The organism is Escherichia sp. WS568, from assembly GCF_046486085.1.
GTDB lineage: Bacteria > Pseudomonadota > Gammaproteobacteria > Enterobacterales > Enterobacteriaceae > Escherichia > Escherichia coli.
In genome coordinates this window covers 96579-110105 of sequence record NZ_JBJQMC010000010.1, presented here as the reverse complement: position 1 = coordinate 110105, position 13527 = coordinate 96579, and the positions used below count along the sequence as shown (strand labels likewise).

The 13527-nt window shown below is 51.2% G+C and carries 15 protein-coding genes; 4 read left to right on the top strand and 11 right to left on the bottom strand.

The features are described from left to right. Positions 1-2 precede the first annotated feature (2 nt). The 4 genes from ACJHWR_RS13365 to yegQ all read left to right on the top strand — a co-directional run bounded on the left by ACJHWR_RS13365 (position 3) and on the right by yegQ (position 2602). Positions 3-335, top strand: a complete 333-nt coding sequence (locus tag ACJHWR_RS13365; RefSeq protein ID WP_000929408.1) for a YegP family protein — start codon at positions 3-5, stop codon at positions 333-335. Between the two features lie 208 nt (positions 336-543). Next, positions 544-840, top strand: coding sequence for a type II toxin-antitoxin system ParD family antitoxin (locus tag ACJHWR_RS13360; protein WP_001305156.1), 297 nt, complete (start codon positions 544-546; stop codon positions 838-840). A gap of 1 nt (position 841) precedes the next feature. Then, a complete protein-coding gene (locus ACJHWR_RS13355) occupies positions 842-1138 on the top strand; it encodes a type II toxin-antitoxin system RelE/ParE family toxin (protein WP_001259172.1) in 297 nt (98 codons plus the stop codon). Between the two features lie 102 nt (positions 1139-1240). Next, positions 1241-2602, top strand: coding sequence for a tRNA 5-hydroxyuridine modification protein YegQ (gene yegQ / locus ACJHWR_RS13350; RefSeq protein WP_000476012.1), 1362 nt, complete (start codon positions 1241-1243; stop codon positions 2600-2602). A 272-nt stretch (positions 2603-2874) separates the two neighbouring features. Here yegQ and ogrK read toward each other — a convergent pair whose 3' ends face one another. The 11 genes from ogrK to ACJHWR_RS13295 form a co-directional block, all read right to left on the bottom strand. After that, entirely contained in the window at positions 2875-3093 is a 219-nt protein-coding gene (gene ogrK, locus ACJHWR_RS13345) for a prophage transcriptional regulator OgrK (RefSeq protein ID WP_000468308.1), read from the bottom strand. A gap of 81 nt (positions 3094-3174) precedes the next feature. Continuing rightward, positions 3175-4338 carry a phage late control D family protein gene (locus tag ACJHWR_RS13340; RefSeq protein ID WP_047603449.1) on the bottom strand — a complete coding sequence of 388 codons (1164 nt, stop codon included), beginning with the start codon at positions 4336-4338 and terminating at the stop codon, positions 3175-3177. Then, positions 4338-4817 (bottom strand): phage tail protein, encoded by a 480-nt coding sequence (locus tag ACJHWR_RS13335; protein ID WP_000978920.1) that lies wholly within the window; start codon positions 4815-4817, stop codon positions 4338-4340. The genes ACJHWR_RS13340 and ACJHWR_RS13335 overlap by 1 nt, the downstream gene beginning before the upstream one ends. Positions 4818-4831: 14 nt before the next feature. After that, positions 4832-7279, bottom strand: a complete 2448-nt coding sequence (locus ACJHWR_RS13330) for a phage tail tape measure protein (protein ID WP_047603450.1) — start codon at positions 7277-7279, stop codon at positions 4832-4834. Beyond that, a complete protein-coding gene (locus ACJHWR_RS13325) occupies positions 7272-7391 on the bottom strand; it encodes a GpE family phage tail protein (RefSeq protein ID WP_000785970.1) in 120 nt (39 codons plus the stop codon). The genes ACJHWR_RS13330 and ACJHWR_RS13325 overlap by 8 nt, the downstream gene beginning before the upstream one ends. Before the next feature lie 32 nt (positions 7392-7423). Further along, positions 7424-7699, bottom strand: coding sequence for a phage tail assembly protein (locus ACJHWR_RS13320; protein ID WP_001031307.1), 276 nt, complete (start codon positions 7697-7699; stop codon positions 7424-7426). 56 nt (positions 7700-7755) lie between these two features. After that, positions 7756-8274: a phage major tail tube protein gene (locus ACJHWR_RS13315; protein WP_047603452.1), complete on the bottom strand. Its 519-nt coding sequence runs from the start codon at positions 8272-8274 to the stop codon at positions 7756-7758. Between the two features lie 12 nt (positions 8275-8286). Next, positions 8287-9477 (bottom strand): phage tail sheath protein, encoded by a 1191-nt coding sequence (locus tag ACJHWR_RS13310; protein WP_001286709.1) that lies wholly within the window; start codon positions 9475-9477, stop codon positions 8287-8289. 298 nt (positions 9478-9775) lie between these two features. Further along, positions 9776-10303 carry a hypothetical protein gene (locus ACJHWR_RS13305; RefSeq protein WP_001461859.1) on the bottom strand — a complete coding sequence of 176 codons (528 nt, stop codon included), beginning with the start codon at positions 10301-10303 and terminating at the stop codon, positions 9776-9778. A gap of 389 nt (positions 10304-10692) precedes the next feature. After that, on the bottom strand, positions 10693-11220 hold the full coding sequence (locus tag ACJHWR_RS13300; RefSeq protein WP_001461858.1) for a tail fiber assembly protein: 528 nt from the start codon (positions 11218-11220) through the stop codon (positions 10693-10695). A 3-nt stretch (positions 11221-11223) separates the two neighbouring features. Next, positions 11224-13518 carry a tail fiber protein gene (locus ACJHWR_RS13295; RefSeq protein WP_047603056.1) on the bottom strand — a complete coding sequence of 765 codons (2295 nt, stop codon included), beginning with the start codon at positions 13516-13518 and terminating at the stop codon, positions 11224-11226. Between the last annotated feature and the right edge of the window lie 9 nt (positions 13519-13527).

Genomic DNA, 13527 nt, shown 5'->3' with positions numbered 1-13527 from the left:
TTATGGCTGGTTGGTTTGAACTCAGTAAGAGCAGTGATAATCAATTCCGGTTTGTGCTAAAAGCGGGCAATGGTGAGACTATCCTCACCAGCGAGCTGTATACCTCAAAAGCCTCTGCGGAAAAGGGCATCGCGTCGGTACGTAGCAACAGCCCGCAAGAAGAACGCTATGAGAAAAAAACGGCAAGCAACGGCAAATTCTATTTCAATCTGAAAGCCGCCAATCATCAAATTATCGGCTCCAGCCAGATGTACGCCACCGCGCAATCTCGTGAAACCGGAATTGCCTCCGTTAAAGCCAATGGCACAAGCCAGACGGTAAAAGATAATACGTAATGACGATGCCGGGCGTGGGTTGTTGGCGTCCGGCTTTATATCAAAACAACTCTTATTTATTGATAATTAAGATTAACCTCCGCCATTAAAATAGTGGGCACTGACGAGCACTCGTTGTGCTTTCTTTGTTTACCATCCCATACTTATCTTCCTGAACATGTTCATATGCCAAAATATCTTCTAATACTTTCGTGACGCTATCCGGTTTATGAAATACACTGATGTAAGATTTTTACTTACAGGCGGGCGTAAAATGGCCAGAACGATGACGGTTGATCTCGGCGATGAGTTGCGTGAATTTATCGAGTCCTTAATTGAATCCGGCGACTATCGCACCCAAAGCGAAGTGATCCGTGAGTCGCTGCGCTTACTTCGAGAAAAGCAAGCAGAGTCTCGCCTGCAAGCGTTACGTGACATGCTCGCTGAAGGGTTGAGTAGTGGTGAAGCTCAGCCGTGGGAAAAGGACGCGTTTTTACGGAAGGTGAAAGCAGGGATAAGGAAATAATGTGCGTACTATAAAACTCATGCCAAAAGCCAATGAGGATTTAGAAGGCATCTGGTATTACAGCTATCACCATTTCGGCGAACCACAAGCCGACAGATATGTGGAACATCTTTCAGACGTTCTCCAGATTCTGAGTAACAATAATATAGGTACGCCCAGACCTGAATTAGGCGAAGGTATTTTTGTTCTTCCTTTTGAACGCCACGTAATTTATTTCCTGCAATCACCAGAGGAAATTATCGTCATTCGTATCCTTAACCAAAACCAGTACGCCTCCAGACATTTACACTGGAGCTAAACCCGCCGATTGCGCTACAATGCCCGCCCTTAAAGTGGGGGCACTCCCCTAACCGCTTCATCAGGTGAAGCGGATCTGACCTGTCATCAGAACGAGAGAATTATGTTTAAACCGGAACTCCTTTCCCCGGCGGGAACGCTGAAAAATATGCGTTACGCTTTCGCTTATGGCGCAGATGCTGTTTATGCGGGCCAGCCGCGTTACTCCCTGCGTGTGCGCAACAACGAATTCAACCACGAAAATCTCCAGCTCGGCATCAATGAAGCCCACGCGCTGGGGAAAAAGTTTTATGTCGTGGTCAACATTGCACCGCACAACGCCAAGCTGAAAACCTTTATCCGTGACCTGAAACCGGTGGTGGAGATGGGGCCGGATGCGCTGATTATGTCCGATCCAGGGCTGATTATGCTGGTGCGCGAGCACTTCCCTGAAATGCCGATCCACCTCTCGGTGCAGGCTAACGCCGTGAACTGGGCGACGGTGAAATTCTGGCAGCAAATGGGACTGACCCGCGTGATCCTCTCTCGCGAGCTGTCGCTGGAAGAGATTGAAGAGATCCGTAATCAGGTGCCGGATATGGAGATCGAGATCTTCGTTCACGGTGCGCTGTGCATGGCCTACTCCGGTCGCTGCCTGCTCTCTGGCTATATCAACAAGCGCGACCCGAACCAGGGCACCTGCACCAACGCCTGCCGCTGGGAGTACAACGTCCAGGAAGGGAAAGAAGATGACGTTGGCAACATCGTGCACAAGTACGAGCCGATTCCGGTGCAAAATGTTGAGCCGACGCTGGGCATCGGCGCGCCAACCGACAAAGTGTTTATGATCGAAGAAGCTCAGCGTCCGGGCGAGTATATGACTGCGTTTGAAGATGAGCACGGCACTTACATCATGAACTCGAAAGATCTGCGCGCTATCGCCCACGTTGAACGCCTGACCAAAATGGGCGTGCATTCGCTGAAAATCGAAGGTCGTACAAAATCTTTCTACTATTGCGCACGCACCGCGCAGGTTTACCGTAAAGCTATCGATGACGCAGCTGCGGGAAAACCATTCGATACCAGCCTGCTGGAAACTCTGGAAGGTCTGGCGCATCGTGGCTATACCGAAGGTTTCCTGCGTCGTCATACTCACGACGATTATCAGAACTACGAATACGGTTATTCAGTTTCTGACCGCCAGCAGTTTGTTGGTGAGTTTACCGGTGAGCGCAAGGGCGACCTCGCGGCGGTAGCGGTGAAAAATAAATTCTCCGTTGGCGACAGCCTTGAGCTGATGACGCCGCAAGGGAACATTAACTTTACCCTTGAGCATATGGAAAACGCCAAAGGCGAAGCAATGCCGGTCGCACCGGGCGATGGTTATACTGTGTGGATCCCGGTGCCGCAGGATCTTGAGCTAAATTACGCGCTGCTGATGCGTAATTTCTCCGGGGAAACCACGCGTAACCCCCACGGTAAGTGATTAATTTCGATTATTTTTCCCGGATGGAAAATTCTTAGAAACCGATCACATACAGCTGCATTTATTAAGGTTATCATCCGTTTCGCTGAAAAACATAACCCATAAAATGCTAGCTGTACCAGGAACCACCTCCTTAGCCTGTGTAATCTCCCTTACACGGGCTTATTTTTTACGTACAATAAATTGAAATAAAAGGATTTATTTCTGGTCACGTCCACACATTGACCACATCGACAAAAAAGCCCCTCGACTGAGGGGCTTTCTGTTTGTAATTACATCCACATAATTTGCTGCCCTGATGGCAACGGGTGCGGCCTTACGGCGTGGACTTCTCCCGGCTTCACGATGTATCGCTGTACCGACTCATAAGTGATGAACGTGGCGCTGCAATTCACGTTCTGGCACTGATGATAACGCTCTTTTGTCGTGTCAGTGATATAGCGACTTGTACGCGCATGTGCGGCATGCTGGCATAAAGGACAATGAAACATCGCGAGCACCTCTTCCGGTTTTGTTGATGGTGCCATTTTAGTTAATTTATCCTTATAAAACAAACAGATAAACAATAGACATCACTCATCACCTTCTGTTTCGTACCCCACATCAGAAAGCCTGACCTCAAGCTCTAAGGACGTCGTGAAGCCGCTATTATTCAGAAAATGTGTCACCTTAGTGATTGTCCAGTCCTGCTCGTCTATGACGCGCTTAAAGCCTGACACTTTGACCGGTGCTTCCGTGTAAATATCTGCCCGACCGGTAGCCAGGCTGATGGAGAACTCCGCTACACCCCGTTGCAGTTTATCCCACTTCGCCTGAGCTGCGCGCATGGCCTGTGCTTTCGTGGCATATACCGTGGTCAGGGCAAAAACGTTGTCAGCCTCACCTGCCATGTATTCACCTTCGCGCGCTTCCGGTACTTTTGGCGCTTTCTTCTGCGTGACTGGTTTCGCTTTCGGGTGCTCCAGTGCGCGCAGGTGTTTCTCTTTCTTTTTGCGTTTCAGTTTTACCTTCTGCTTTTGTGGCTTCGGGTCTTTGGTGTGTAACCACTTTGCCGTTACGCCGGTATAGGCTCCACGGTCAGCAATCGCAAAATGATGACGGTCACCGTCACTGCGGGTGATGGTAATCTGCGGGATTTTTTTACCGCTGGCCGTCACCCCCTGCCCCGCTTTGAGAAACAACAGTTTTCCCATTTTTACCGACACCTCACCGCCGTTGCGTTCAGCAAGGCGGGTCAGGAATTTCGCATCAGACTCCTGCGACTGGTCGATGTGCGGGATTTTAATTCCGGCCAGTGACGGAGCAACACTGGCTTCCAGCCTGTTACGGGAGGCTATCGCCTCAACAATCGCACCGAGCGTGGTGTCATGCCAGGAGCCTTCCCGGCGGGAATTGAGCGTCCCGCGAAAATCTGCACTCCGGGCGCGGATGGTGACCACATCCGGTGCGCCCCGGTGTTCAACCTCATCAACGGTAAATTTCCCTTTGCATACCAGGGCAAAACCTTTCCAGCCGATATACACCTTCAGGACAGCGCCACGAACCGGCAGCCCGACCTGCCCGTCGGCATCGTTCAGTTCAATATCAAGCTGGTCAGCCTCAAAGCCCCGGTTATCCGTCAGGGTCATGCTCATCAGACGGTCGCTGATATTGCCGGTAATATCCCTGCTGTCGAGCATCAGCATGTAATCCGGCGTCAGCGTACTGCCTGCATCAAATGTCAGCGCATCCAGCATTATCCTGCCCCCGTCATACCCGTGAATCTGGTCGCCATACTGCCAGCCTTACCGATGAGCGACTCCGCCTGTTTACCGATATCGCCATAAAGCGCGGCCAGTGATTCATCAACGCGGGTGAGCGACAGCGTAAAATCAATTTTCCGGGGTGTGCCGTCTGCAAAGAAAATACTCCCTGTTTCACTCACCCTGCTGATGACATACATGCCGTAAATCATGCCGGTGCCATCCAGCAACGGCCACGCCCGGCCTTCCTCAGCCATCATCCTGAGCGTGGTCATCGTCAGCTTGCCGCCGGTCAGTTCGGGATAAAGCACACCGGCAAGCGTCATGTTTTCCTCGCCAACACCGAGAAACTGGTAGGCATCCCGTTTACCGATACGGGAATTTGACGGCCAGCGATAATCTGATTCACGCTGCATGGTCTGGTGTGGCAGCGTCTGGCGCATAAAAACAAACATACCTAACGCGAGCATCATTTTTCGTCACCTCCTTAACCGTCATGCATCATGCTGGCACGGGCGCGCGCACGTTTATCCCGCTCGTATTTTTCGAGCGCATCCTGTAACTGGCGGTCAAGCTGTGTCCCCGGTGCAGTACCACCCGTCAGGCTGATGTGATATTCGTTTTTACTCTGGTCCACATAAGAGCGGCCAGCCGGTGCCGTGACCGGCTGATAAGCCTGATAGCCTGCATAAGAGCTGGTCGCCGGAATATAACCACCGGTGCCATACGTGGCGGCATGAGTTCTGGCGGCGGTCTGGTCAAGTGTGTCTGACTCTTTGTTGATGACACCGAGCTTTTCCAGTACCCAGTCAATGCCGCTGCGTAATTTGTTGAACGCATTAAGCGGCAGCATCAGCGCGTCAGCCAGTGCCTGCCCGAACATGACGCCCGTGTCACGGCAACGGTTCAGGGTGTCCTGGGTGGCTTTGACCGGTGCAATCAGGTTTTTAAACCACTGCCACGCAGCCTGTAACTTTTCACCCAGCCAGTCAAATACCGGCTTAAGTGGCGTGAACAGTTCCCCCACCGGCGCAAATGCTGCTTTCAGCCCTTCAACCACACCGCCAAAGAATGCGCTGACAGGCTCCCAGTATTTACGGATAAGCAACGCCCCGGCGACAATTGCAGCCACCACGGCCACAACCGGCCAGCTAATCGCCCCGATGGCCGTCATAACAGCACTGCCAACCGTCGTGAAGATTGCCCCCATTGCGCCTGCTGCCGCGATGATGGCATTGATGCCGGTGATAACCGGCCAGGCTACAAGACCAATTGCACCGATGATGCCAGTCAGCGCCAGTGCGCCACCGGCAATGAGACCAATGGTTGACGCCAGTGATTTGTTTTTCTGTATCCAGCCGTCGAGTTTTAACACATACTTTGTGGCCGTCTGCGTGAGCTTACGCAGCGCGCCTTCCTGCTGGTCAAACAGGTCAGTCCCCACCGCCTCATAAGCGGACTGAAACTCTTTAAAGTCACCGCCGAGGTTGTCCTGCATGATATTTACCAGCTCGGCGGTCTTCCCGTCTGAGGCTTTAAACGCAGCGGTCAGTTTGTCCAGCTTTCCGGTTGAGGCGGCAGTCATCAGCACGGCGGCGGCTGAGCTGGCCTCCTCCCCGAAAATAGTTTTCATGTATTCAGCCTGCTGGGCAGTACCGAGCCGGTTTTTCTCAAAACTGGCCTGCATTTCTTTCAGAATGGTAAATATTGGCCGGGTGTTTCCCTTGCTGTCTGAGGTTTTCACACCAAGCTCTTTGAGTGCATCCCATGCTTTTCCCGTCGGTGCCTGCAGGCGGCTTAACACGGCACGGCTTCCCGTCCCCGCCATTGAACCGGTAATTTTTGCATCATGCAGCGCCCCGACCATTGCGGCGGTTTCTTCAATGCTGACACCGGCATTTTTTGCCACAGGTGCGGCATAGGTCAGCGCATCGCTCATGCCGTCAAAATCGGCGGCGGTTTTGTTCATCGTCATGGAGAGAACATCCCCGATATGAGCGACCTTATCGTTTGAAAGCTGAAAGGCGGATTTCATCCCCATCAGCAGGGCGGCGTTTTCTTCCATCGTGCGGCGGTTCGCCAGCGCCATATTCAGCGTGACCGGCGTTGCCGCCTGAATGGCATCAACATCCCCACCCGCTTTCGCGATGATTATCTGTGCACCGGCCGCATCATCCGCCGAAGCGGCGGTATTGTCGCCGAGCTGGCGCGCCTGTTTGCGTAGTGCGGTCATTTCGGCGGAGTCTTTTGCCACTCCGAGCACGGCCTGCAATTCTGAGTTTTTCTGCGCAAACTCATAACCGGGCATCAGCAACTTAACTCCGGCCATCGTTCCCGCCGCCGCAATCCCCACACCGGCAGCGCCCACTGAGGCCATATTTCCGGCCAGTTCCTTGCCTGCCTGATAACGCTGTTTTACTGCGTTAAGTTTTGCCTGTTGCGCACTGACACGCGCCAGCGCGTCACGCTGACGGTTAAGCTGTGCGGTGGTTTCACTGATACGGTTTTTCAGTCCCTGCTCATCATGTGCAAGATTGCGGGTATTAATTCCCACAACGGCCAGTTCCCGCTGCTGGCGTTTAACTGAATCCGTCAGGCGGTTATATTTCGCCTGTAAGTCCTCCGCCGCACGCTTTGCGGATTCCAGCACTTTCGCCTGAGCACGTGTCGGACGTTCGGTGTTTTTAAACTGTGTGGCAAGGGCTTCGGCCTCCTGCCGTGCCTTTTCAAGTGCATGACCAGTCACGGCGAGCTGTGCACTGGTCTTGCGAAATCCCTCAATACGGGATGCGTGACCGTTCAGCTCGCGCAGTGATTTTTGTGTTTCCCGGATATCCCCCGACAGCGATTTGCTCGCTGTGCGGATGGATTTAAACGGGCGGGATGCCTGGTCAACAGCCCTGAGCAATACCTGTAATTTTACATTGTTACTCATTCGTGTTTCCGCTTCGCCGGAGCGCCTTTTCGCGCCATGTGATGAGTTCGGTCAGGCTCATGGGATACAGTTCTGATGGCGGCCAGTGAAATATCACTGCCACATCCGCCATCAGGTCATCGACCGAGAGATTTTTCGGGAACGTTACTGCACCGAGTTCGGCGACAAAAAACCGACCACCTTACCGGCCAGCGCCACAAGGTCAGGCAGTTCCAGCGCGGCGACCTCCTGCTCGGTCAGCATCGGTGCCGTCATGCGAGGCAGCACTTTAATCAGTGCATCGACTTCGGAGTTTGCGACCGCAGCCAGACTGACACCGCGCAGCGTCCCCGCACTGGGTTTCATCAGCGTGACCTGTTCGATAACCTGCTCACCACGCTTGACCGGATTGTCCAGGGTAATCACATTTTCTTTGTTCATGGTTTTCTCACTTCTTAATCAGGGTTAACCGGTCAGCCTGGCTGACCGGATGAAAATCACAGGCCGATATTTCGGCGGTGTTGCTCCAGCCGGTCGACGCCGTTCACCTTCTCAATCATGTTGATGGTGTCGATTTCGACCAGCTCCTTACCGTCCATCGTCAGCCGGAAATAGGTGCAGATCACGGAGATTTTCGACTCGGTGTCTTCTCCCTGTTTACCCTCGCCGGTGTCGATTTCTTTCTGACGTCCACGCATGACCACCTCGACGGCCACCGTTTCGCCGGTATCGTCGCGCTGGTAAGAGCCTGCAAAACGAATCGGTACGGCATCCACACCGGTTGCGGCGTAAAGCTCCCAGATAACCGAATCCGGGAAGCCACCGAGCGACCACTCCATTGACAGCGCATCGTCATCAAGGCCGAGGTCTACCGGTGCGCTGCCATTCATCCCCGCACCGCGATAGTTTTCGAGCTTACGGGTCAGTTTTGGTAGCGTGACGGACTTCGCGACGCCCTGATAGCTGTAGCCGTTCAGAAAGACGTTCATTAACTTGAGTTTGCGCGGCATTGCCATCGGTCAGGCTCCTTAATTGCTGTTAACCGAGGTGACCAGATTTGCCAGATATTTATCGGTAATACGCTGGCGCAGGGTCAGGTTTTCAAGAGGAGGTACCGGTGTATAGTCGTAGTCGATATACAGTTTTCCGGCCTTGAGGGTTTCCGCATCGTTGGATTCTTCGCTGAACCAGCAGGTCGCATCCACGATATAGCCGTTTGTTTTCAGCTCACGGAATTTGGCATTGATGCCGTCAACGATGTCGCGAATCAGCGTTGCGGTGATGGGCTTGTCCACCGCCCACATGTGCGCCTCAGCCATCGTGTCGGCCAGCACCTGCGCGGTGCGGGTGTAGTTTTCAAAAAGGAACAGCGGGTCATCAGAGCAGGTACGGTTACCCCAGAATCGGAAACCGTCGCGGCGAATCAGCGTAGTGACGCCTGACTCGTTAAGCAGGTCAGCATCGGTGCCGGACTCCTGCAAATCCCAGAATACAGATGCGCTGATGCCGGTAACACCGTTTACCCCGACGTTGGACAGCGTTTTATGCCAGCCCTGCTCCTGGTCGATTTTAGCGCGCAGACCCAGCGCACGGGCGGTGGCATACGCGGTGGCGGTGGTGCTGCTGACCGTATCCCATGCGAGGAAATCCGGCCAGATGACCATCAGCTCACGCTGGCTGAAATTCTGACGGTAGGCTTTCACCTCGGAAATGGTTTTACAGCCCCATGCGCTGATATACCCGAAAGCGCGCAGCTTCTGACAGACTGATGCCAGTGCAACAGCCACCTCTTTGGTGTCCAGTCCCGGCACGCCGAGAATACGCGGTTTAACACCGGTTACCGACTCCGCCGCCAGCAGGGCTTTCAGTCCGGTGTACTGACCGTTTTCGTCGGTGGTGCCGATGATATTGGAAACGGTCTGCGCGAGTTTCGTTTCCTCGTCGTCGCCGGTGCCGTCTTCCACACGCACGACAACGGTGACCGGTTTTGACTGGTCAGCGATGGCCTGCAGCGACGCCGCCAGCGTGCCTTTTTTACCGGCCTTTGCAATTGCGCTCTGCACATTGGTAATCAGCACAGGTTTATTGAGGGGGAAGGTTTCCGCATCCGCATCGCTGGCCGTGCAGACCATGCCGACAATGGCAGTGGATACGGTGGAAATGACGCGGGTGCCGTCGTTAATCTCCAGCACCTGCACGCCGTGATGATAGTCACTCATCCGTTTAACTCCGTGGTTAATGGGTGCAACTATTTTCTGTTGTGCAGAGCATGAGACGCTATTTGACCTGGCTGGTCAGTGGATGAAACAACAGATAAAGAAAAGGCGGGCAATTCGCCCGCCTGTCCTGATTTGTACTCACTCATTTTCCAACTGACTATTTACATAGTCCAAACGCTATCAAATCTGACTGTCTGCTTTGAGCGAGGTGCTGACATCCGCATGAATGTATGGAGCTGCCGCACACTCTAAAAATGATAGAACGTCTATATATTAATTATCCCTAAGCCCAGTTTTATTAATCAATTTTATTACTTTTACCTGCAACCTTTTTATTATAATGATAATAAGAAATAGCACTAGCAAAATAGGATTTTGTCATCGATACGAAAAAACCCAACAAATCTGCCATGTTATCAATATCAATATTTGGTTTAGTTTTACTGGCTTTAGTAATCTTCATATAGAAGTCCACAAACTTACTTTTTTCTTTATCCGTAATCTGATAATTCAATTGATGACTGATTTTATTTCTTATGCTGTTAAAGTCTTTTATTCTTAAATATATTTCATCATAAGGGGGTTTTGCAGGCTCATGTTGTATTAAAGCTATTTTTTGTGAAAATGTGAGTTTTGCATCACCCCAAGCTAACGAAGGATATCTTAATCCAAGATAATCAGTAATATACTTTTCAAGGCTCAAGTGCGCAGTAAGAAAGGCACCTATGAAGGCAACGTCAACCCCATCAACACGTTCCCATATGCTTTCATTTTCATCAGTCATACCTGTATACACAGCGGTTGATGCAAGATCTTTCCAGTCCATGTTTTATCCTTTTAAAGGTGAATTTAACGAGTTTAACTTTATCTCAACTCAATACTTATCTCAAAATTTATGAGTAGAAATAACATCCACAAAAAACTATTAAAGCCCTTTTACCTCTTATTATTGATGAAAATGTACATTTTTATAAAGAATGTCGAAGAACCTCCTCAGTGGAACTATCAACTACACATTGCAAGACTAGAGTATGTGCAAACCTTTTGACAAGGTTCTGAAATATTCATGGTGGCCTTATTATATCAATTTATCTTCACTTTATACATTAACATAGCATGATGTTGATAATGTCCGCTCCTAGCACAGAGCGGACTGTCAGATTAGGCCTTACTCTGTACTATAGCTATGTTAACTAACACAAGAGATCATATCACTTATTGCGGCATTTCCGGCCATTCAGGATTTGCAGGATCCACACGGCTGACCAGAACACTGTAGCGTTCCCATGCTTCCAGTCGGCTACGCTCCTCATCTGTTGCCATGTTCAGCCTGACAGCGCGCTCCAGTGGCTGAATAACGCTTTCCGCTTCGGAAAGTAACGCGGCCTTTTGTGATTCTGCCTGTTGTTGCTGTTCGTCTGCCGTATAAATCCGCTTAATCACGGCACCATCCTTAAACATCCATTTCCCTGAGTCATCAGCACGTCGGTTGGCGGTAATATCAGGAACCTCGACAACGCTAAAACCTTCAGGGTTAAGCGTTGAAGCATCTCTGGTGATGCCGACAATTATATTATTCTCGTCGTAAACAATCTTTATCGTGTCTGCCTGAAAATTACTTACTTCCTCATACCAGTTTTTTCCCTCTTCGGACCATAACCAGATAACATCAAAATTTTTTGTCAGTTGATATTGGGCAACAGTTTTTGGATTACCCGCAGTAATATTTTTTAAATGCTGCATAAATTACACCTGTGCGACGTTATACCATGTGCCATTGATGTATTTTTGTATTGGTCTGAATACTGCGGGGTCATCACCATCGACTTCACCGATAATACCAAGCCCGGTAATTACGTGCCCTGCTTTCTCATACATCACCCCTTTCTTCATGGTCTGGACAACTCGAGTCCCAAGCCGGATATCGCGTACATAACGGGAATCAAAATTACTATAGTTAGATGGTGATACCTGCCCGTTAACAGCAAAAGTGATGCTGTTATCTGTATTTCTCTGACTGTAAAAATGCCAGCCTGCATCATCACCTAATTCAGCCACCACAGGACGACTTGAGTTTCCCCACAAATTGAATGCGGCTTCCTTCGTGGATGTATTGCTGCTGCTGACCGTGAACTTTTTCCCGCTACCGGCACGTACTTTGGTACTTGAGACAATATCACCTGTAACACTCAGGCCATGCCCCATTGACACTCCGCCATTGGCGTTATTGATAGTCAGCGGTCTTAAGCCGTTCCATGTCCCAAATTTATCGCCAGAGGCCGTCAGCATTAAATATGTGCTGCCGCCATCATTCCTGATAAAGAAACCATAATTGCCATAAGCAATGCGCAGACCATTAGCACTGAGTGATGTAATCTCACCTCTTGAACGGAGACCATAAGCGGAGCTGAGTGATAATTCTTCCTGAGCATCAGTATTACCAGTCGCCCAACGAACTACCCCGCCCTGTACTGTTTCATGCCAGATAGTGTCTCCTTCTCCACCACGAAACTTTCTGAGATATTTTTTGCCGCCTCTTGTGCCTGAACATAAGGCCGTAGACATATAGGCATTCTGGCTTCCACCGTCCTGATTAATCGTTCCGGTCATTGCGTCGCCCTGACGATTCCAGTCACGACGCCAGCCGGGGGAGTAGCCGTCCCCATGATTAATGTAAGTGAATTGTGCGCTGGTTGTACCGCCACCGCTTGATGTTGTCGGCGTGGTCACTCGGATAGTGATTGCAGATTTAGTTCCCATGACCTCGACGACACAACCAGCCAGGTGGATATCACCACATCCGGTATCCGTAATGATTTTGTTATTTGCATATGACCAGGAGCCTTTGCACATCCAGTACGGATGATTAAATGCACCACGGGAATCCAGCCATTCAATAAACTGAGCGGTTGTCCAGTTTCCGGCTTCAGTGCTCAAAGCACCGCTATAAGCACGACAGGCACCGATATTTTTCGTGAAGGTATCCTTTCCCGGAATATCCGCACCATTCTGATCTTTCTGAAGACGTTTTTCAGCATTGTCATAGGCAGACTTCACCGCCTTTGGCGTTGCAGCCTGCGTTTCAGAATCACTGTTGGTGGCGCTACTGAGCTGGACAAGACCTTTCCGCGCCGTGGTGGCATCCTGTGCAGTGTATTTCCCGTTAGCAAGGTCATACGCTGTCTTAACCGCCTTTGGCGTTGCGGCCAGCGTTTCAGAATCGCTGTTGGTGGCGCTACTGAGCTGGACAAGACCTTTTCGCGCTGTGGTGGCGTCCTGTGCAGTGTATTTCCCGTTAGCAAGGTCATATGCTGCCTTTACCGCTTTCGGCGTTGCGGCGAGCGTTTCAGACGTGCTGTTGGTGGCGCTACTGAGCTGGACAAGGCCTTTTCGCGCTGTGGTGGCATCCTGCGCGGTATATTTCCCGTTAGCAAGATCATAAGCAGCCTTTACCGCTTTCGGCGTTGCGGCCAGTGTTTCAGACGTGCTGTTGGTCGCACTGCTTAACTGAGTAAAACCTTTTGCGGTCAGCGAGGCGTCCGGGTGACGTCGTGACTGTTCGTGCTCTGCAATTTTGTCATCAACGTAATCCTGCGTCGCCATCACCGTTGTGGTGTCAATGGTCAGCGCCACTGAGGCCACACTGCTGACGATGATGACCATGCGGCAGGTCTGCGAACGCCCTGAGCCTTCGGCAAGAGCTGGCTTATAACTTTCGGCCATGTTCGCCACGGCAATTAACGTTCCAGCATCATCGTACAGGCCAAGCTCACGCATCCAGAAACCGCCCACCTCCGGCGGAATAACCAGCTCTGCGATAATATAATTACTGTTTCGTTTGTCCTGGCTGATTTTGTTCAGCGCATGCCGCCAGACTTCGTGGATAAGCCCGGTCTGTCCGGCATCCGGGACAGGCAATTTACCACCGCCATCCCCGACGGCCATCGTGGTAATGTTGACCTTCCGCCCTCCCGGTGCGGTTGCCGCTGCCAGCTTTGCTGCACCGGCAGTGGTGATAACGGTTTTGAATTTTGTGCTCATTATTCCTCA